The organism is Fundidesulfovibrio putealis DSM 16056, assembly GCF_000429325.1.
Classification (GTDB): domain Bacteria; phylum Desulfobacterota; class Desulfovibrionia; order Desulfovibrionales; family Desulfovibrionaceae; genus Fundidesulfovibrio; species Fundidesulfovibrio putealis.
The window spans coordinates 238199-259249 of record NZ_AUBQ01000013.1; the positions used below are offsets into that span (position 1 = coordinate 238199).

Below are 21051 nucleotides of genomic sequence, written 5' to 3' on the forward strand. Positions count from 1 at the left end.
GTTGACAACCGCCAACATCGCGAGGATTTCATATGGCCCCTGAGAGAATCGAACCTGGGTCCGGGCCTAAGCTGCTCGACCCTTTCGCCATTCGCGGCATCATCTTCCGGAACCGGATCGGCGTTTCCCCTATGTGCCAGTACTGCGCCAAGGACGGGCTGGCAGACGACTGGCATCTGGTCCACCTGGGGAGCCGCGCCGTGGGCGGAGCCGGGGTGGTCTTCGTGGAAGCCACCGCCGTCACGCCCCAGGGGCGCATCGCCCCCGGCGACATGGGCCTGTGGAGTGACGCCCACACCAAGGCCCTGGCTCCCGTGGCCGCGTTTATCAAGCGCATGGGCGCAGTGGCAGCCATCCAGCTGGCCCACGCCGGACGCAAAGCCAGCTGCCAGCCGCCCTGGCAGGGGGGAGCCAAGCTCGCAACGCCGGACGAGGGCGGCTGGATAACAGTCGCGCCCTGCCCCATCCCCTTCGCCGACAACGAGCCCGCACCCGCCCCCCTGGACGCCGCAGGCATCGAGGCCGTGAAACAGGCCTTCGTGGACGCCGCGATCCGGGCCGTCAAAGCCGGGTTCCAGGTGATCGAACTGCACGCGGCCCACGGCTACCTGATGCACCAGTTCCTCTCACCCATCAGCAACCAGCGCACCGACGCCTACGGCGGCTCCCTGGAGAACCGCATGCGCCTGCCCCTGGAGACAGCCGCCGCCATCCGCGCCGCCATCCCCAAGGACATGCCGCTGTTCGTTCGCCTCTCGGCCACGGATTGGGTGGAGGGAGGCTGGGACCTGCCCCAGTCCGTGGCCCTCTCCCGCGAACTGAAAAAGGTCGGGGTGGACCTCATCGACGTGAGCACCGGAGGGCTGGTGCCTCACGCGAAAATACCCGTGGCCCCCGGCTTCCAGGCGCCCTTCGCGGGCGACATCCGCAAGCAGGCCGACATCATGACCAGCGCCGTTGGCCTCATCACCGAGCCGCAGCAGGCCGAGGACATCCTGCAAGCCGGGCTGGCCGACCTGATTCTTTTGGGACGAGAGATGCTGCGCGAACCGTACTGGGCGCTGAAAGCCCAGGCGGCGCTGGGCGGCGAACAGGGCTGGCCCACGCAGTACGGCTACGCGGTGAAGAGAAGATAAGAGGCTGATGCCTCCGGCGGCCAGAGAGGGCTCCGCCCTCTCTGGACTCTCCCGCCAGGGGGATCATCCCCCTGGACCCTGCATCCGCTTCGCGTAACGCCCCGCAACAGTTCAGATTCCTGTCAATCTAGAGCCCAGAAGCGCGCAAAGCCGCGCTTCTGGGCTCATTGATGCTTGAAATCGCTGTCGTCGATGAAGGTCGGGGCTGGTGGCTGTCACGGTCGGGTTCTGGCGGGCGGGCGACGAATCGTCTCCAAATCGGTTCGAGCCCGCCCGCCAGGACACGAGCGGGACAGCCACCAGCCCCGGCCCGAATTGCCGCACACGACGCGAAGCGGAAAGCCGGGTCAAGGGGAGGCCTCTCCCCTTGCGGGTCCAGGGCAGAGCCCTGGCGGGTCCGGGCGGAGCCCGGCAACGAGCCAACGTAAAAGAGGCAGGCAGGAACGGTCGCACCGTCCCTGCCTGCCTCTGCACATTTGTGTAGCGCTCGCCGCTTAGCGCATCATGCCCAGCTGATCGGCGGGAACGGCCTTCCCCATGCGGGTGACCACCAGGTCCTCCACGGGGATGTTGGTCCCGGCCAGCTCCGCCGCCTGGTGCACCAGGGCGGAAAGGCCCGTGCAGCAGGGCACTTCCATGCGCAGGATCTGAACCTTCTTGATGCCGGAGTGGGTGAACATCTGCACCAGCTTTTGCAGGTACGGCTGGGGGTCGTCGAACTTCGGGCAGGCGATCATGACCACCTTCCCGGCCAGACGCTGGTTGAAATCGGGCAGGGCCACGGGGGCGCAATCCGCCGCGATGACCACTTCCGCGCCGCGCAGGAAGGGGGCTTCCGCCGGGACGAGGCGCAGCTTCACGGGCCAGTGGCCGAGGTTCGAGGCCTGGGCCTGGGTGGCCGAAGCGGGGGCAGCCTGAGGGGCAGCCGGGGCGCGGTTCAGGGTCATCATGTTGGAGCCGGGGCAGCCGCAACCCAAAGTCTGGGGGGCCTGGGGAGCCGTAGCGGCGGGGCGCTCCAAGGTCATGGCCGCGGAACCGGGGCAGCCGCCGTGGGCCTTCTTGGGCTGGGGGGCCTTCATGGCTTCCAGTTCGTGGTGCACGGCTTCCTCGTCGAACTCGTCAGCCACGCGCTCGATGATCTTGAGCGCGCCCATGGGGCAGTGGCCCAGGCACGCGCCAAGCCCGTCGCAAAGCTTGTCGGCCTTCAGCTTGGCCTTGCCGTCGATGATGCTGATGGCGCCCTCGGCGCAGTTGGGCAGGCATTCGCCGCAGCCGTTGCACAGTTCTTCGTCTATCTCTACGATCTTGCGTGTCGCTTTCATTCTTGTGTCCTCCGCTCGTTGGTGAGCAGACAATATGCCCGCCTCGCGCGGCGGCCTGTGACGTGCGTCACATGAAGAAAAAAAACTGAAAATTAATTCCACCAGCCAAGCGCCAGCAGCACAATGCGCACCCCGAGCACGGCCAGGCCCACCGCCAGCAGCCGCACGATGGCCATGCCCCCGACGCGCTCGGACAGCCTGGCCCCGATCTGCGCCCCGGCCACCACGCCAATGGCCAGCGCGGCTGTGCGGTGCGCCCCGGTGGCGAAGCTGCCGGACAACACGTGGGTGAGCGTGCCGGTGAAGGCCATGAACGCCAGGATGAGGTGCGAGGTGGCCGTGGCCACGTGCACCGGAAAATGCAGCAGATACACCAGCAGCGGCACATGGATGATGCCGCCGCCGATGCCCAGAAAGCTGGACACGTAGCCAACCACAAGCGACAGGCCGACTCCGAGCGCCGGGTTGAAGGTGTAGGTGAAGGTCTGCCCGTGGGCGTCGGTGAGGCAGCGGGTGACGCCGCCCGCCGGGGGTCGACCGTCTGGGGAGTTCGGGGAGTTTGGCCCGGCCTTCCTGAAGGCCAGGAACACGGCCAGGGCCAGGACGGCCCCGCCGAACACGAAATCGAAGGTCTGCCGTGGCACGGCCTGGGTATTCAACGCCCCGAGCACGGCTCCGGGCAGGGTGGCCGCAGAGAAGAGCAGCGCGGAGCGGTAGTCGATGCGTCTGGCCAGGGCGTAGGCCTCGGAGCCTGACAGGGCGTTGAAGAACACCACGGCCAGGGAGATGGCGGTCAGGGTGGCGGCGGAGTCGTTCGGGTAGAGCATGATGAGCAGCGGCATGAGCACGAAGCCCCCGCCCGCGCCGATGAGCGTGCCGAAGACGCCCGCGCCGAGCCCAAGGGCCATGAGCCCGAGATATTCGACCGGTGTGTGCACGTGCGGCCTCCCGAGGTGCTCGTCAGCCCACAACGACGCGGTTTCGACCCTGCTCCTTGGCTTGGTAGAGCAGGTCGTCCCCGGCCTTGATGAGCTCCTCGAAGCTTCCGGCGGCTTTGGTGTATACCCCGATGCTCACCGAACAGGGGATCTCCCGCCCGTCGTAGACAGCGGGCCGGTTCGCCACGTCCCTCCGGAAAGTATCAAACACATCCAGGGCATTTTCCGCGTTCATGTTCACGGTGACGACGCAGAACTCCTCGCCGCCCATGCGCGCCACCACGTCGCTTTCCCGGAAACGCCCGGCGAGAAGGGTCGAAAAGTGCTTGAGCACCGCGTCACCGGCTTCGTGGCCGTAGGTGTCGTTGACCCTCTTGAAGTGGTCGAGGTCCATGATGGCGGCGGTCAGATGCAGGCCGCCGCGCTCCTGGCTGGCGAAAAGCTTTCGGCCTGTCTCGAACAGGTACTTGCGGTTGCCAAGGCCCGTGAGGAAATCGAGGTTGGCCATGTTGGTGATGTCCTCGATCATGTTCATCATGTCGATGTTCTGTCCGATGCGGCAGTAGAACTCCTCGGTCTGGAAGGGCTTGGTGATGAAGTCGTTGGCTCCGGCCTTGAGAAAGCCCACCGTGGTGGAGGACTCGTCCAGGGAGGACACACCTATGACCACCGTGCGCTGCATCGTCTCCATCTTGCGGATTGCCTTGGTCAAAGCCACGCCGTCCATGCCGGGCATGGTGCAGTCGGTGAAGATCAGCCGGATGGATGGGTCGGCATCCAGAATGCCCAGCGCATGGGGACCGTCTCCGGCCTCGTACACCTGGTAGGCGTGCGCCCGCAGCAGACTCACGACCTGGGCGCGCATGGCCCTGGAATCGTCCACCACCAGAGCCCTGAGGCCCCGGTTTCGCAGCAGTCGCTTCAGCAGGCGCGATACGTAGTCGAGGTTGTGCATGCCTTCCTTGAGCACGTAGTCCACGATCCGCTTGGACCAGATGTGCTCGCGCAACTCCCTGGACAGCTCGCCGGTGAAGACCACGGACGGCACCTCGCGGGACAAGGCCAGATCGACCACCTCGCCATTGGGGGCGTCGGGGAGATTCAGGTCCAGAAGCGCAGCCGCAAACGGCTCCGCAGCGGCTTCCAGGACACTTTGGCATTGCGCGTAGGATTTGGCCCAGACGCAGTCACAGCCGGTTTCGCGCTCGACCATTCGCTTGAGTAGCGCCCCGAACGTCTTACTGTCGTCAACGACCAGTATGGAACTCATTGCGTGGATTCCTTGGATGACGGTTGCGAACTCGCCCAATTGCGCCTGCTTACTCATGGCGGGTGGGATGTGTTGCGAAGCATACCATTGCGCGCAAAAAAAGGACACTGCCCCGTGATGCGGACAGTGCCCTTATTGCGGTCTAGGTCAGGATCAGCGCGATCAGTTCCTTGGGGCCGTGCACCCCGAAGGTCAGGGTCAGTTCGATGTCGGCGGTCTTGGACGGCCCGGAGATCAGCACAAGGTTGGCGGGCATGGCCTCGGCCAGCTTGAGGTCGCGGATGGCCCCGGCGAAGCTCGCGGCGATGTCGCGGGCGCGCAGCACCACGAAGTGCACCGGCGGCACCAGGGACAGCAGGCGCGGCTCGCCTGCGTCCGGTGTCAGGAGCAGCGCCCCGGTCTCGGCGATGCCCGCCCTGGCCGTGGTGATGGAGGCCTCCACGCCGAACAGGGCGTCCTTGAACTGGTCCACGTCCTCGTAATAGGGCGTGAGCGCGGGCATGCCGGGCTTCTTGCAGATTCCCGGCAGGTCCTTCGCGAACCAGGCTCCAGTGCCGTGGGCCAGGGTGGCGGGCTTGCGCGCGGCCAGAAGCTCGGCCAGCTTGGCCTTCCACTGCTTCTCGGGCGTGACGTGCACCTCGGTGCGCACGGCTTGCAGGCGCTTGGCCAGGAGCTCCAGGCGTTTAGGCGCGTCCAACTCCGGCGCGTCCCAGATGTCGGCGGGAGCGGGCACGGGCGCGGGGGTGCGGCAGGCGGCCGCCAGCCGCGTAAGAATCGCCTCGCGGGCGGGTGTGCTACTCATGGCGGATGCCCTCCTCGCGCACGCGCTGGCGCAGGCTTTTGGGCGCGACCCTGGGGGCGGTGCGCGCGGCGGTCCAAGTCTTCAGGGGGCCGACCTCTGGGAGCTTGTCGCCCATGAGGGCGGCGGCCCGCAGCAGATACTCGCGCAGGCGCGGGTGCGTCTCGGTGTAGGCCCAGGCCGTCCAGGCCAGACGCTCAACCAGCGAGCGCTTGGCCCCGGCTCCACGCACGCAGCCCTCGCCGGGCGCGGCCTGGCCTTCGGCCCGGATGCGCCGCAGGTGCCCGGCCAAGGGGATCTTCACCGGGCAGACCTCCTCGCAGGCTCCGCACAGGCTGGACGCCCCGGCCAGATCGCCCTTGTTGTCGATGCCCTCCAGCTGCGGGGTGATCACCGCGCCGATGGGGCCGGGATACACCGAGCCGTAGGCGTGGCCGCCCACGCGCACGTACACCGGGCAGTTGTTCAGGCAGGCGCCGCAGCGCAGGCAGCGCAGCGCTCCGGAGAGCTCCGGGTCCGCGAACATGGTGGAGCGCCCGTTGTCCAGGATCACCAGATGCACTTCGCGCGGCCCGTCCAACTCGCCCTCGGCGCGGGGAGAGGTGATCGCGTTGACGTAGGTGGACAGAAGCTGCCCCGTGGCCGAGCCCGTGAGCAGGCGCATGAGCGGCGGCAGGTCGTCAAGCTTCTCAACCACCTTCTCCAGGCCCATCAGCGCGATGTGCACCGGCGGCACGTGGGTGCACATGCGGCCGTTGCCCTCGTTCTCCACCAGCACCAGGGTGCCGGTCTCGGCGATGGCGAAGTTCACGCCGGAGAGCCCGGCCTTGGCAGTGCGGAACTTCTCGCGCAGGGTGGTCCGGGCGATGGCGTTCAGCTCCTCCACGTTCTCGGTGTAGGGCGCGCCGGGCACACAGCGGTGGAATATCTCTGCCACCTGGAGCTTGTTCTTGTGCAGGGCCGGGGCCGTGATGTGCGAGGGCGGCTCAACGGCCAGCTGGATGATGAACTCGCCCAGGTCGGTCTCCACGGGCTCCACCCCGTTCTGCTCCAGAAACCTGTTGAGCCCCATCTCCTCCGAGACCATGGACTTGCCCTTGACCACCATGTCCGCCCCGCATTCGCGCAGGATGGAGAGCACGATGCGGTTGGCCTGTTCGGTGGTCTCGGCCCAGTGCACCCGGATGCCGTTTTTTTCGCAGTTGGCCTCAAGCTGGGTGAGCAGCTCCGGCAGCCTGGAGAGCACACGCGCCTTCAGAGCCTTGCCCGTGGCCCGCAGGCTGGCGAGCTCTTCTGCATCATTGAACAGGGCCAGGCGTTTGCCGCGCAGCCCGTCCAGCGCGCCCCGGAAGTTGCCCCCGATCTGGGGATCGGCCAGGGCTTTCTGCAGGGCGGCGGTGAAGTCGAAGGAATCACTTTTCATTGATGCGCCCCCAGATGAATTCGGCCAGGTGCATGCCTGTGATGTCGTAGCCCAGCTTCCGGGCTGTACCGGTGATGTTCATGAGGCAGCCGCAGTCGGCGGTGAGCACCACCTGCGCGCCGGTGGCCCGGATGTCCTCCACCTTGTCGCGCGCCATGGCCGCCGAGACTTCCGGGCGCTTCACCGAGAAGGTGCCTCCGAAGCCGCAGCATTCGAACTCGCGGGAGAGCTCCACCAGTTCGACGTTGCAGAGTTTGCCCAGCAGGGCCTTGGCCGCCTGGGTGGAGCCGGTCTCGCGCAGGGCGTGGCAGGAGGAGTGCCAGGTGACGCGCACCGGCGGCCCCTTGTCCTCGAAGCGGGCGTCCAGGACGTTCACCAGGAAATCGAAGTACTCCACAACGCGCTCGGAAAAGGCGGCAACCTCGAAGTACTGCGGGTGGTCCGCGAAGAGGCGCGGATAGTGGAACTTGAGCATGCCCGCGCAGGAGCCGGACGGGACGACAATTGGCCCCTCCCCGCGAAAGGCCCGCACCTGCTGCATGGCCACGGTCCTGGCCTGTTCGGGGAAGCCGGAGTTGTAGGCGGGCTGGCCGCAGCAGCCCTGCTCCAGCGGATAGACCACGGAGCACCCCAGGTGATCGAGGATACGCATGGCCGCCATCCCGGCGTCCGGGAAGACGGCGTCAGCCAGACAGGTGCCGAAGAAGCGCACGGGTCCGGAAAGTGCCGGATGATTCATGATTGGCTCGCTTTTCAGGTTCACTTCAGGCGGCAAATGTAGCCCAAGCGCTGGCCGCAGGCAACAAAGCCGGGCCAGCCACTTGCCCGTTGCTTCACTTACGAGTAGACGATATTCAGGCGCGTTTTTGCTGTGGCCATACGCGCCCTGAGGCCCCCCGACATGAACGCTCAAAAGACGCTCGGCGTGCTCCGCCGGTGTAATTTCGCCAGGTACGCCCTGGCTTTTGTGCTGATATGTACGGTGCAGGCATTCGCAACAGCGTCCCCCCCTGCCTGGGCCGATCACCGGGTCCTGCTGTTGCACTCCTACCATCAGGACCTGGAGTGGAGCGAAGGCATCCAGAGCGGCGTTTTCGATGCCCTGAACCAAAGCGACAACCCCGTCGAGCTGGTCACGGAACACCTGGATGCGGCCCGCCTGGGGCTCGCCGGACTACGCGACCGGTTCGACCCCCTGTTCCTGGCCATGCTCAAGACCAAACTCGCGGCCATGCCCGTGGACGTGGTGATCGTGGCGGACAACCCCGCCCTGGACTTCTTCCTGGCGCACCGGGAGGATCTGGCTCCAGGGGTTCCCCTCGTGTTCTGCGGCGTCAACAATTACCAGCCCGAGATGACGGCAGGACAGGCGCTCGTCACGGGCGTGGTCGAGGCCCCGTCTTTTGCCGAGACCCTGGAAACGGGCATGCGCCTGTATCCCTTGGCCACAAAGCTCCTGGTGCTCGGCGAGGACAACGTCACGTTCCGCTCCAACCGGGCGCTTCTGGAAAAGGCCTTGGCGCGATTGCCTTCTCCCCCCGAGGTCCAATACTTCATCAGCACCCGAATCGAGGACATCGAGGCCCGCGTGGCGCAGCTCGGCCCGGAGTGGCTGGTGTTGCCCATGGTGCGCCCGGGCGACCACCACGGCCTTCTCCCCCTGCCCGAAGCCGCCGCGCGCATAAGCGCCGCAAGCCCCGTGCCCGTGCTGGCCGGATGGGATTTCTGGATGGGGCACGGCCCCCTGGGCGGCAAGGTGGTCTCCTCCACAGCGCAGGGACAGGCCGCAGGCAAGATTGCCCAGGACATCCTGGCCGGAAAGGACCCCGCCGCCATCCCGGTGATGACCGACAGCCCCAACCGGTTCATCTTCGACCACAACGCGCTTATCCGTTTCAACGTGGATGCGTCGCAGCTTCCCCCCGGCAGCCGCGAGATCAACCACCCGTCCAGCTTTTACGAGAATAATAGAATCCTGGTGTGGAGCTATCTTGGGTTCACCTTCCTGCTGCTGATCTGCCTTGTGGTGCTGGCGGTAAATATCATGCGACGCAGCAACGCGGAGCGCCGCCTTCAGGGGCAGTTCAACATGGTCAACTCCTTGTTGGAAGCCATGCCAAACCCGCTGTTCCTGAAGGATGCCCACGGCGTCTACAAGGGATGCAACAAGGCCTTCGAGACCTTGCTGGGCCTGACCAGGAATGAAATTGTCGGGCGCACCGTCTTCGACCTGGCCAAGCCCGAGATAGCACGGACAGCCCATTCCATCGACATGGGGATCTTGGCGACAGGGATCGCAAAGGCCTGCGAACTGCCGCTCTTAACACGTTCCGGCGAACGCACCTTCCTGTTCAACAAGGCCCCGTACCTGGACGCCGACGGCAACACCAGCGGGCTGGTCACGGTGCTGACCGACCTTACCGAGCGCAAGCAGGCCGAAGCGGCCCTGCGCGAAAGCGAGGCCAAGTTTCGCAGGGTCTTGGGCGGAATGCTGGAAGGCTACGTCAACACAACCCAGGAGGGGGCCATCACCGAGTTCAACCCCGCCTACCGGGACATGCTCGGATACTCCGACGAGGAACTGCGCCTGCTGACCTACCAGCAGTTGACTCCCTCCAAATGGCATGCGCAGGAGGCGCGGATCATCGATGATCTGGTCATGAAGCGGGGCTACTCCGACTTCTACGAGAAGGAATACATCCGCAAGGACGGGAGCATCATCCCCGTGGAGCTGCGCACCTACCTGCTGCGCGACTCGCTCGGCAATCCCGTCGGGCTGTGGGCCTTCGTGCGCGACATCTCCGAGCGCAGGCACATGCAGGAGGCCATGGTCCAGAACGAGAAAATGATGAGCGTGGGCGGGTTGGCCGCAGGAATGGCCCACGAGATCAACAACCCCCTGAGCGGCATCCTGCAAAGCGCCCAGGTGATGAGCCTGCGCCTCAAGGACGACCTCCACGCCAACCGGGTCCAGGCTGAGGCCGTCGGGTGCGACTTCGACGCCATGAGCAAGTACCTTGAGCGGCGCGGCGTGCTGGACATGCTGGCCGGCATACGGGAATCTGCGGCCAGGGCGGCGCGCATCGTGGCCAACATGCTCGATTTCAGTCGCCGGGGCGACGGGGAGAAGATGCCCTTCGACCTGAACGTGCTCCTGGACGCGGCACTCGAACTGTGCGCCAGCGACTACGACCTGCAGAAAAATTACGATTTCCGCCACATCGCGCTGGAACGCGACTACGACACCAGCCTGCCCCCCGTGCCCTGCACGCCCACCCAGATAGAACAGGTGGTCATGAACATTCTGCGCAACGCCGCCCAGGCCATGGCAAAACGTGAACCGGGCGCTGCGCCCGCGCGTATCGCCCTGCGCACGCGACGCGACGGGGACATGGCCCGCATTGACATAGAGGACAACGGGCCTGGCATGAACGAAACCACACGCAAACGCATCTTCGAGCCCTTCTTCACCACCAAAAAGCCAGGCGACGGCACGGGGCTCGGGCTGTCGGTGTCCTACTACATCATCTCCAACAACCACGACGGCTCGCTGGAGGCGGAGTCTTCTCCGGGCCAGGGCACGCGCTTCGTCATCCGGTTGCCGTTGCAAGACTCGGGCGGGGGGACGACCTGAGGGCGCTGGGGGTTCGTGTGGCATCCGCCTGAAAAATGCGAGCTCATTTATACAACATTCGCAACTGATCTGCGTATAAATCCTCATAGCATCTACGCGATACGTTCGATTGCCACTGACATCGGCATGCCAACCACGCTTTGTTGCGAACTTGTGACACGGAGCGAGAGTTGACAAGCGGTCGCATTCACGAGTAAAGAGAATACTATTCTTACAAAATGCTTGCTCCACACCGCTCCAATCCCAAGTAGGCGCCATGGTTTCCATTGTAATACTATGCTATAAAGCCGAGATGGGAGTCTATCCCTACGTACAACGAGTTCAGGACTCCATCAGCGCCGTGACTGACGACTGGGAAATAATCCTTGTTGGCAACTATCACGCAGGATCTGCCGACAGAACCCCTGAAATCGTACGCGAAATAGCTGCAACAGACCATCGGATCAAGGCTATTACGTTTGAAAAACACGGAATGATGGGGTGGGATGCACGCAAAGGCCTCGAGGCCGCCTCGGGAGATATACTTATCTTCATAGACGGAGACAGCCAGATGCCGGCGGAAGATGTATTAAGCGTATACAAACTCATCCAGGACCAGAACTGCGACCTTGCGATGACTTACAGGTGCGTGCGACATGACGGACTGTTGCGTCGCATCAACAGCAAGCTTTACAACTCAATATTCAACATATTATTCCCAGGCACCGGCGTCATGGATGTCAATTCGAAGCCGAAGGCCTTGAGACGAACGTTTTACGACCGAATAGTCCTAACTTCCGACGACTGGTTCCTTGATGCGGAAATAGTGATCCTGGCCAGACGCCTTGGCGTCAAGATAGCGCAAATCCCTACCGTGTTCCACCGAAGCCCTGACCGGAAATCATTTGTGTGCCCGAGCGCAATCTTCGAATTCCTTCGCAACCTTCTTTTTGCGCGGCTGAAGGAATTCTTCTCTAAAAAATGAATATTTTCATTACCGGAGGAACGGGTGGAATCGGGGCGTGCCTGACAAATCGCTTTCTCGGCATGGGCTTCCGGGTCGTGGCATTGACCCGCACAACGCTCACCTCGAACCGTCCCGGATTGACATATCTGCATGGGGACATTCTCCAGCCCGAATCATACGCGCACGCGATATGTGAGTCTGACGCCATATGCCACCTCGCAGCCCTCACGCACTCCAACGATTCGCGCGCCTATCATCGTATCAACGTGGAAGGAACCAGACGCCTGGTAGATGAGGCCACATCTCAAGGTTTTACCGGCAGATTTCTGCACGTAAGCACAAGGGCGCTCGGTATCGCATGCGGCGCATATGGGGACTCCAAGGCTCAAGCCGAAGAACTCGTGCAACATAGCGACCTGCGCTGGACAATCCTACGCCCGGCAGAGATATTCGGCGCATCGGGGAAAGAGGCTATGACGTCATTGGCTGCCTTGGCAAAGAAATCTGTCGTAATCCCCCTGCCAGGCAGCGGAAACCATCTGCTTGCGCCTGTCCACGTGGACGACGTGGTCGACGCGTTCACAAACGCACTGACCACTGGAAACGGGATTGGCCAGATATACACGTTGGCAGGCCCACAGGAATCGACGTACCGGGAAATTGCAGGAGACATCGCGCGCCACCACGGTCGCAGGCCAATCTTCGTCCCCACGCCACTTGCCTTGCTTCGTTTGGCGGCACTTGCTTTTCGCATGCTCGGATTCAAGCGCCCCCCATTGGTATGCGACCAGATTCCGAGGTTGTGCTGCCGTAAATGCTCGGATATCCGGTCCGCTCAAAGAGACTTGAAATTCAATCCTCGCACGTTGCAGCATTGCCTCGACGAAGGGTTGATTTGACAGGTCTGGCGGCCTACGACCCGCCCAGGCCGCATCCCACTACAAGGTACACCCAGATGAGTCGCCCGGAATTCGACGAATTTGCCGCCAATTACGACGAGATACGTAAGCAGAGTCTTGGATATCTTGGCAAAGACCTTGACTATTATGCACGGGCGAAGTCACGTCTTGTGCGGAGAATGATGGGTGACAGTGTCGGGTCCATACTTGAATTCGGATGCGGCATCGGCAGCACCGTGGCTCAATTGCGGCTGACGTTCCCACGTGCGATTGTGGCAGGATGTGATCTTTCGCTGGAATCGCTCTCGATTGCTCGCACCCACAATCCCGATGTCCATTTCTTCTCACTATCAGAAGAGCCTCCGATCAAGGGAGGTTTTGATGCTGTAGTTGTCCCCAACGTCTTCCACCATGTGGCTCCGGGAGAGCGAAACCAGGTGCTGGACACGATCTACGAAATGGTGAGCCCTGGAGGCTCGATTATCGTGTTCGAACACAACCCCTACAATCCGCTGGTCAGACGTGTCGTAAAGAACTGTCCACTGGATCGAAACGCGGTCCTGCTCCCTTTGGCGGAGTCACTCGCACTGGTCCGCAGGCGTTTCACCCTCTCAGCACACGGCTACACCACATTCTTCCCTCCCGTCTTGTCCTGCCTCGCCATTCTTGAACCCTTGCTCGGATGGGTTCCTCTCGGCGGACAGTATTATGTCCGAGGAATACGGGATAAACACTGCGCTGCGCATAAATCAACACGGGACAACGAATCGTGAACCCGATCCGTATCGTCCTCCAATTGTCATCCATTGCCGCATGCTGTGCTTTTGCAGCTTTTTTCTATTACTGGTCCGCGTCACATTTATTTCTTGGAGCCAATGTCGGCCTGATCTGCCTATCCACAGTGTCTTTTGCATTTTTCAAAATACGGTCCAACAAACTTCGAAATACACAAGAATGGCTTTCCATTGGGCTACTTGCACTGGCTGGTGTGCTTTTTGTTGCCTCCACCACATACGTTGTAACGAGCCTAATCAACATTAACTACAAGGAATGCCAGAACCTGTTGACGGACGGAGCCCAAGTTGTAAAGATCTGGCTTTTTAAAAATGGGATCAACATCTACCCTCAAAACAACAAATACCAGTATTTAGTCAGTATTTATACTCCAGGATACTACCTGCTTTCTGCAGCAGTCGACTTAATCTTGAACAACACGTATCTTTCTGCACTTGTCGTAAACGGACTATCACTCCTAGTTATATGCTCTATCATGGCACTCTGGATATACGGGGAGTCGCGAACAGCAGTGACAGGCGCTCTTGCTGTTATCGGATACCTATCAAACCCCGTAATGATAAACTCCGCCGTGCATGTCAGGTCTGATCTCCTGGCCTGGGCTTTTGCACTCTCCGGCGCATATCTATTTTTCAACAAGAAACAAGACAGCAAATGGCAGTACGCAGCCGCCGCCTTACTTGGCGCGAGCGTATTCATCAAACAGCAGGTGGCGGCAATCCTGATTGGATGCGTGTCTGCCTGTATTATTTCTTGGTCTTCTTGGAGAAAATGCCTCGCGCTTTTGTTCTTGTCCGGAGTGATCTGCGCTGCATTATTTGCTGCCGTTCAGTACTCCTCAGATGGAGGATTTCTGACCCATGTACTCCTGTATCCCCTTGCCATGGCGAAAAACCCACTCATCTCGACGTGGCCAAACGCCGAACCAAGAGCGATCCAATTCGCAGTAACAAATATGGGCATACTGCTCATCACATTCGCCATCATCCTTCACGATGTCATCCGCAAGAAATTTCATCCGCTAAACTGGATGATCCTTGTTCACATACCTTTTGTCATCCGGCTATTGATGCACTGGGGCGCCGCAGACAATTACTACTGGGGAATCACTGCTTTAATGTACACCAGAGTTGGCTGCTATCTTGGCGAGTTACGCATTAAATACAAACGCTGGACTCTGCATGCAGCACCGATACTCATTCTCTTATTCGCGACAACGCCAAGCTACAGCACTCTCGCACACCAGTTTGACCTCCACAAGATACAAAACGAAACCGTCGAGAGACTTCCCGGCATGATAGAAACAGCAGGCTATCGCAATGTACTTATCAATTCCGAAGCAGGCTCTACCCTGCTGAAGCTCGCAGATCGGGTCAAGCTCACCTTTTTCGACGGATTTGACCTCTCCTTTTTTGAACAGTCGAAACTGTGGAAAGGAAACGAATCACAATTATATGAGGACATCAGAAACAGGAAATATGACGCCGTCGTCGTAGGATCATCCTTTGTGGCGCCCTCATTCTAATGGAACCTCTACGATTCCTATACCGTGAGCGCCAACGTTGGCGCGACCAAGATTTGTACGCCACTCCAAGGACGCCTTATCAAGTACTCTGTCCCTACCGACAAAGCTGTCTTGCAAGAGGGCCTTACCCTAACACTGGATGACATTACGGGATCATACGTCTCCGCCTCGTACAACGCATTTTCGCTCACCAAACACGAATCAAGTCAAACGGCCACATTCATCTTTAAACTTGAATCAACAACGACGATGCATTCTATTCGAGTTGCCCTCGTTCCACTAGTTAGGCACATCGGCGACGGAAACATGATAACTGCGGGATGGTCTACTGATAAAACAAGTTTCCACCCTGTATATATGCATACAGGATCACCGGACGATGACAAGAAAGGATTTATCGACGCAAGAAGTGAATTTACTTTTTCTCCAGACTCACATGTAGTTTATTTAAAGTTCATTCTACACGGATCCGGTCAGCTTTGGTTCAACCAGGACTATCCTATTTCGTTTCTTGTGAATTGAGCCCATCAAGGAAGGATTGTCTTTCACCCGTTTTGCAGGCCTGTTCTTTCTCAGCCACAAATCAATTGTTGATCTGAACATTAAACTGAAACACTTCTAAATTTGCTGATCTCATCGCTGCAAATACCGTCGTCAGTCTCTACAAATTCGAATCCCCCCTACCCCGTGCGAAGCGGGGTTTCTTATGACGACGCACCGTGCCCAGGACTTGCTGAATTCTGACTATTCTTCATATGCGTTGCACAGAAAGAAACTCGCAACAGCACATTGCTCCGCATGATCTCCGGAAGAACAACGTGTACGACATTCGTTCTTGACGGTTTCTACGCAGATCATCCGCCTGCAGCGTGGCACCCGCCACCTTGCCCCCTATGCGATGAGGCCCTTGAAATTTTGGTCTAGTTCGTACGCCCGCTGGCTGTGCTCTGCTGGGTCAGGTTGCGCTGTTCGTCCTGGGCGCGCTGCAACCGCTGAGCCCGGGACAGGCAGTCGGCCTGGGTCTGGCCGCAGGCCGCCTCGCACTGCTGGCGGCGCGTGAAGTCGGTGATGGCGGTGCAGGCGGTCCGGCAGGCGAAGTCCTGGGTGTTGCAGTCGCAGTTGAAACAGGTGGACGCTGGGGGCAGGTTCTGCTGCGTCACCTGGTTCTGGGTCTGGGTCTGCCCGCTCGCGCTGGTGGACTGAGCCGGCGAAGGCGCGGCCTGCATGAGGCACAGGCCGAGGACGATTGCGGTCGCCGCAGCGAACCTGATGGCCGGGAAACGCGATTTCATGGTCGTATTCTCCATTTTTCATGAAGCGGACAGCCGCAGGCGCCCTACTTCAGATGCTCTTTGAGGAAGTTCACCGTGGCCCCGTGATATGATGGATACTGGGTGATGTCGTTATGTCCGGCGCCTGGCACGTTCAGGAACCGCTTGGGGCCTTTCCAGGCGTCGTGCAGGGCGCGCGCCCGCTCCGGGGAGACCGTACCGTCCAGGTTGGCGGCGATCACCAGGGCCGGGGCCAGCGCCTTGGCCGCGTCGGGCAGGGAGTCGTAGTGGTCGCGCAGCAGCCAGGTCACGGGCAGGAAATGATAATGCTCCTTGGCCACGGCCAGGATGGAGTCGTACGGAGTGATCAACACCGCGCCGAGCACTTCCCGGTTCGCGGCCACGTGCACGGCCATGCCTGACCCCAGGCTGCGCCCCATGACGAAGGCCGCGCGGCCCGTTTCAGCCACAGCCTGATCGTACACGGCCAGCGCGTCGTCCTTCAGGGCCTGCTCGCCCGGCGTGCCCGTGGAGCGCCCGAAGCCCCTGTAGTTCACGGCGACGATGGACACGTCCGGGTAGTTCTTGGCCTGCTTCATGAAGTCCGTCGCGTCCTCGGCGTTGCCGCCGAAGTACACCAACGCGGGCGCTATGCCCCGCCCAAGCCTCCTGGGCAGGTACCAGCCGGACAGGGACTGCCCGTCCCTGGTGGGCACCAGGAAGACCTCCAGGCCGGGCACGTCCTGCATGAGCGTGGTCTCCTGCATGGCGTCCACGGGGCGCGGCTGGTAGAGGATGGAATCCTGCGCGAGGTACAGGTACGCGACCGCCGCGATCCACAGCAAGGCCAGAAATCCAACGACCAGTTTCAACACTGCCATGCGGATATCCCCTCTTTTCCGGTCAGCGCGATGCACTCTTCCAACACCCCGAGAACCCGGCCGCACAGCCCGCCGGCGCTTCCCCCCGCGCCGGGTGGCGGGCCGAACAGGTTCAGGCGGGCTTCACGCAGGCCTCGCTCCGGCACGGCCTCCGGGTCCACGCGCGACAGCGTCAGGGCCAGGCGCTCCGCCAGCAGATAGCCGGAGAGGCCCGTGGCCAGAAGCTCCATGGTGCGGCTGAACTCCTGCCTGCGGCGCTCGAAAAATTTCAGGCATTCCCGTGAGGGCTCAAGGCGCAGGGTCTGGTCCAGCATGGCCAGGATGCCCGAGAGCTGCGCCCCGGGCAAGCCCTGACGCCACCCCAGGAGCCAGGGCTCGCGCCAGCTGAGCAGGCCGTGGGAGATCCCCAGGTCCACCGCGCCAAGCATCAGGTCCATGGCACGCTTCAGGGCCGGGTCGTCCCAGACGGGCTCCGCCGTATTTCCATGGCCGATCACCCAGGCCGGCGCTTCGCCGAAAGCCACGCTAGCGCCGGTCAGCTCGCCCAAAATGTGCGCGAGCCAGAGATTGGCCTCTGTCGCGCCCGGCGTCTCCAGGTGGGCGTGCGACAACACGTAGCGCCCCTGCCCGAAACGTCCGGCCACGATGCACGGGTCGCCCTCGGAGAAGGCAGGGGCCAGGCGCACGCCGTACATGGCCTCCCAGTCGTCCAGGGCCTGCACAGGCACCATGGACAGGGGGATGTCGGCCATCATGAAGCCGGGGCCGGGCTGGCCGTAGGCGGCTACCACCTGCACGTCGCCGCCCTGGGGGCGAAACGCCGCAGGCCACCACACCGGAGCCAGGGGGCGCTGGTCCACGGCCATGCCCGAAGGCGTGAACGGGCCGTCCATGGGCACAAGCGACACGTTGCCGCTGGCGAAATGCTGCAAACGATGCTCGAAGGGAGCGCGCGTCCAGGGGCAAAGCCCAAGCCCGCCGGGAACCGTGAGCCCAAGGCCTGCGCCGCCGCAGATCCCCAGGTACGAGCCGCCACTGTGCACGTAGGCCCGGATGGCGTCCAGGCCCGTGTGCCCCAGGCAGGCCGCCTTGCGGCTGGCGAAGCCGCCGGGCGTCACCAAAGCAGCGGGAGGCGCGGCCTCCAGGAGTCCCCTGGCCAGCTCATGAGCGCGCACGATGCGGGCTGGCATCCCCCACGCACTCAGGGCGCGGATGAGCAGCACGCCCCACAGGTGAGCCTCGTCCAGCAGGATGAAAACCATGGCCCCTTGTGCCTCATCCCTTCGCCACTGACAACCGTCCGCGCCGCCTGGAAGCTCGATCCTCGGGCCATTTCCGGATGTTCTTCCAGGGTGCTTGCCGTGTGGGTGCCGCAGACGCGGACCGCCCCACTGCGGCCCGGGTGACAATCGCCGCAAAAAACGCTATTGCGCCCGCGTTCGCTAAGGAGTGACATCCATGTCCGAGACCACACTGGCCAAGGGCTACGAACCTGAAGAGGTCGAAGCCCGCTGGCTTACTTTCTGGGCCGAGACCGGAGCGGGAACCGCCGACCCGGACGCGCCGGGCGAGCCGTTTTCCATAGTCATCCCGCCGCCCAACGTCACCGGGGCCCTGCACATGGGCCATGCCCTGAACCTGACCGTGCAGGACATCCTCTGCCGCCACATGCGCCAGCAGGGCCGCAAGGTCCTGTGGGTTCCCGGCACCGATCACGCAGGCATCGCCACACAGAACGTGGTTGAGCGCGCCCTGGCTGCCGAGGGTTCCTCGCGTCACGAAATGGGCCGCGAGAAGTTCGTTGAGCGCGTATGGGAATGGCGCAAGGATTACGGCGGGCGCATACTGAACCAGATCAGGCGCATGGGGGCCAGCGTTGACTGGACCCGCGAGCGCTTCACCATGGACGAGGGCCTCTCCAAGGCGGTGCGCGAGGTTTTCGTGCGCCTGTACGAAGAGGGCCTCATCTACAAGGGTGACTACATCATCAACTGGTGCCCCCGCTGCCAGACGGCGCTGGCTGACCTGGAAGTGGAGCACAGCCCCAAGAAGGGCGCGCTCTACCAGATCCGCTACCCCCTGGCAGACGGCTCGGGAGAGTTGGTGGTGGCCACCACGCGGCCCGAAACCATGCTGGGCGACTCTGCCGTGGCGGTGCACCCGGAAGACGAAAAGTACCAGGATTACATCGGAAAATTCGTCAAGTTACCGCTCACTGACCGGACAATCCCGGTGATCGCCGACGCCTACGTGGACCGCGAGTTCGGCACCGGCGCGCTGAAAGTCACCCCCGCCCACGACATGAACGACTTCGACCTGGGACGCCGCCACAACCTGGAAGTCATCAAGGTGATGGACGGCGAAGGCAACATGAACGAGGCCGCCGGGCCTGCCTACCAGGGCCTCTCGCGCGAAGCCTGCCGCAAACGCGTGGTGGAGGACTTGAAGACCGCCGGGTTCCTGGTGCAGGTGGAAGAGCACGACCACTCCGTGGGCGAGTGCTACCGTTGCAAGACCGTGGTGGAGCCGCACGTGTCGCCCCAGTGGTTCGTGAAGGCCGGCCCCCTGGCCGAGGTGGCCCGCGCCGCCGTGGAGACCGGCAAGACCCAGATCATCCCCGAGCAGTGGACCACCACCTACTACCACTGGCTGGACAACATCCGTGACTGGTGCATCTCCCGCCAGATCTGGTGGGGGCACCGCATCCCGGCCTGGACCTGCGAGGCCTGCGGCAAGCTGATCGTCAGCCGCCAGGACCCGGACGCCTGCCCCTGCGGCGGCGCGCTCCAGCGCGACCCCGACGTGCTGGACACCTGGTTCTCCTCGGCCCTGTGGCCCTTCTCCACGTTGGGCTGGCCGGACAGCACCAAGGAGCTCAAGGCCTTCTACCCCACCTCGGTGCTGGTGACGGGCTTCGACATCCTGTTCTTCTGGGTGGCCCGCATGATGATGATGGGCCTGCACTTCATGGACGAGGTCCCCTTCAAGCACGTGTACATCCACGCCCTGGTGCGCGACGCCGAGGGCAAGAAGATGTCCAAGTCCACGGGCAACGTCATCGACCCCCTGGTGATGATCGACAAGTTCGGCACCGACGCCCTGCGCTTCACCCTCACCGCCTTCGCGGCCATGGGGCGCGACATCAAGCTCTCCGAGGACCGCATCGAGGGCTACCGCCACTTCGTCAACAAGCTGTGGAACGCGGCCCGGTTCAGCATGATGAACCTGCCCGAGACCATCCCCGCCGCGTCCCTGGACGGCGAGCTGCCCCTGCACCACGCCTGGATTCTGCACCGTCTGGAAGAGATGAAGCAGTCCACGGCCAAGGCCATCGAGGGCTACCACTTCAACGAGGCCGCCCAGGGGCTTTACTCCTTCCTGTGGCTGGAGTTCTGCGACTGGTACCTGGAGATGGCCAAGGCCGACCTGAACGGCGAGGACGAGGACGCCAAGGCCACAGCCCAGAAGTGCCTGTGGACCGTCCTGTCCGAGTTTCTGACCCTCATGCACCCCATCATGCCCTTCGTCACCCAGGAGATCTGGAGCCACCTGCCCGGCCACGAGCAGCCCGAGCATGAGCAAAAAGACCTCTCCAAGGTGCTCTACCCCGAAGCGCGTCCCCAGCACGTCAAGCCCGAGGCCGTGGCCCAGATGACGCTCCTGCAGGAGATCGTGGTCAGCGTGCGCAACATCCGCTCCGAGCTGTCCATAAGCCCGGCAGCGAAGCTCGAGTGCATGGTGCGCACCGGCGACGCCGCCGACCTGGCCACGCTGCGCGCCAACGAGCGCATGATCGTGCAGATGGCGCGCCTGTCCGGCTTCACCGCAGGCCCCGACGTCACCGCGCCCAAGGCCTCGGCCAGCGCGGCTGCCGGCGGCAACGCGGTGTTCGTGCCCCTGGCCGGAGCCGTGGACTTCGACGCGGAGTTGGCGCGCCTCAATAAGGAGCTGGCCAAGACCTCCAAGGAAGCCGAGATCGTGGGCCGCAAGCTGGCCAACGAGGACTTCACGGCCAAGGCCCCCGCCGAGGTGGTGGCCAAGGAGCGCGAGAAGGACGAGATGCTGCGCGGCAAGGTGGAGAAGCTGGAAGAGCTGAAGGCCCGCATCGAGAGCCTGAAGGGATAGCCTGACGGTGCGAGCGCCGGACTAACAGATACGTAGAAGCCCGGTCCCCGCGAGGGGGCCGGGCTTCTGTTTTGAATCGGAAAGCAG

At 62.5% G+C, this 21051-nt stretch carries 16 protein-coding genes; 7 read left to right on the forward strand and 9 right to left on the reverse strand.

Features of this window, described 5'->3' with window-relative positions; translation table 11 throughout:
• The first annotated feature begins 32 nt into the window (after window positions 1-32).
• Window positions 33-1136: an NADH:flavin oxidoreductase/NADH oxidase gene (locus G453_RS0111185; RefSeq protein ID WP_051272326.1), complete on the forward strand. Its 1104-nt coding sequence runs from the start codon at window positions 33-35 to the stop codon at window positions 1134-1136.
• A gap of 494 nt (window positions 1137-1630) precedes the next feature.
• On the opposite strand, the gene G453_RS0111190 is transcribed toward G453_RS0111185, so the two are convergent.
• The 6 genes from G453_RS0111190 to G453_RS0111215 form a co-directional block, all read right to left on the reverse strand.
• Window positions 1631-2458, reverse strand: a complete 828-nt coding sequence (locus G453_RS0111190; protein ID WP_027191143.1) for an ATP-binding protein — start codon at window positions 2456-2458, stop codon at window positions 1631-1633.
• A gap of 92 nt (window positions 2459-2550) precedes the next feature.
• Window positions 2551-3396 (reverse strand): sulfite exporter TauE/SafE family protein, encoded by an 846-nt coding sequence (locus G453_RS0111195; RefSeq protein ID WP_027191144.1) that lies wholly within the window; start codon window positions 3394-3396, stop codon window positions 2551-2553.
• Window positions 3397-3418: 22 nt separating this feature from the next.
• Window positions 3419-4666, reverse strand: a complete 1248-nt coding sequence (locus G453_RS0111200; protein ID WP_027191145.1) for a GGDEF domain-containing response regulator — start codon at window positions 4664-4666, stop codon at window positions 3419-3421.
• Window positions 4667-4808: 142 nt separating this feature from the next.
• Window positions 4809-5468 (reverse strand): LutC/YkgG family protein, encoded by a 660-nt coding sequence (locus tag G453_RS0111205; RefSeq protein ID WP_027191146.1) that lies wholly within the window; start codon window positions 5466-5468, stop codon window positions 4809-4811.
• Window positions 5461-6888, reverse strand: coding sequence for a LutB/LldF family L-lactate oxidation iron-sulfur protein (locus G453_RS0111210; RefSeq protein ID WP_027191147.1), 1428 nt, complete (start codon window positions 6886-6888; stop codon window positions 5461-5463). Before G453_RS0111210 ends, G453_RS0111205 begins: the two co-directional genes overlap by 8 nt.
• Complete coding sequence (locus tag G453_RS0111215) at window positions 6878-7627, reverse strand: (Fe-S)-binding protein (protein WP_027191148.1); 750 nt, start codon at window positions 7625-7627, stop codon at window positions 6878-6880. The genes G453_RS0111210 and G453_RS0111215 overlap by 11 nt, the downstream gene beginning before the upstream one ends.
• 162 nt (window positions 7628-7789) lie before the next feature.
• Here G453_RS0111215 and G453_RS26300 point away from each other — a divergent pair, with 162 nt between their 5' ends.
• From G453_RS26300 to G453_RS0111235, 5 genes are all read left to right on the forward strand, one after another.
• Window positions 7790-10522, forward strand: coding sequence for a PAS domain S-box protein (locus G453_RS26300; protein WP_156920885.1), 2733 nt, complete (start codon window positions 7790-7792; stop codon window positions 10520-10522).
• Window positions 10523-10778: 256 nt separating this feature from the next.
• The gene (locus G453_RS0111225) at window positions 10779-11486 is read left to right on the forward strand and encodes a glycosyltransferase family 2 protein (RefSeq protein ID WP_027191149.1); all 708 of its coding nucleotides are present in this window, start codon (window positions 10779-10781) and stop codon (window positions 11484-11486) included.
• A complete protein-coding gene (locus tag G453_RS26305; RefSeq protein ID WP_027191150.1) occupies window positions 11483-12367 on the forward strand; it encodes an NAD-dependent epimerase/dehydratase family protein in 885 nt (294 codons plus the stop codon). Before G453_RS0111225 ends, G453_RS26305 begins: the two co-directional genes overlap by 4 nt.
• A 56-nt stretch (window positions 12368-12423) precedes the next feature.
• On the forward strand, window positions 12424-13140 hold the full coding sequence (locus G453_RS27200) for a methyltransferase (RefSeq protein WP_169725318.1): 717 nt from the start codon (window positions 12424-12426) through the stop codon (window positions 13138-13140).
• The gene (locus tag G453_RS0111235; RefSeq protein WP_169725319.1) at window positions 13137-14687 is read left to right on the forward strand and encodes a hypothetical protein; all 1551 of its coding nucleotides are present in this window, start codon (window positions 13137-13139) and stop codon (window positions 14685-14687) included. The genes G453_RS27200 and G453_RS0111235 overlap by 4 nt, the downstream gene beginning before the upstream one ends.
• Window positions 14688-15607: 920 nt before the next feature.
• On the opposite strand, the gene G453_RS0111240 is transcribed toward G453_RS0111235, so the two are convergent.
• Genes G453_RS0111240 through G453_RS23570 form a run of 3 tightly spaced genes read right to left on the reverse strand, consistent with a single transcriptional unit; the run spans window position 15608 to window position 18101 of the window.
• Window positions 15608-15979: a hypothetical protein gene (locus tag G453_RS0111240; RefSeq protein ID WP_027191152.1), complete on the reverse strand. Its 372-nt coding sequence runs from the start codon at window positions 15977-15979 to the stop codon at window positions 15608-15610.
• A gap of 44 nt (window positions 15980-16023) precedes the next feature.
• A complete protein-coding gene (locus G453_RS0111245) occupies window positions 16024-16839 on the reverse strand; it encodes an alpha/beta hydrolase (protein WP_027191153.1) in 816 nt (271 codons plus the stop codon).
• On the reverse strand, window positions 16827-18101 hold the full coding sequence (locus tag G453_RS23570) for a BPL-N domain-containing protein (protein ID WP_043645449.1): 1275 nt from the start codon (window positions 18099-18101) through the stop codon (window positions 16827-16829). The genes G453_RS0111245 and G453_RS23570 overlap by 13 nt, the downstream gene beginning before the upstream one ends.
• 196 nt (window positions 18102-18297) lie before the next feature.
• Between G453_RS23570 and G453_RS0111255 the strand changes: the two genes are divergently transcribed.
• Window positions 18298-20964, forward strand: a complete 2667-nt coding sequence (locus G453_RS0111255; protein ID WP_027191154.1) for a valine--tRNA ligase — start codon at window positions 18298-18300, stop codon at window positions 20962-20964.
• Window positions 20965-21051 lie beyond the last annotated feature (87 nt).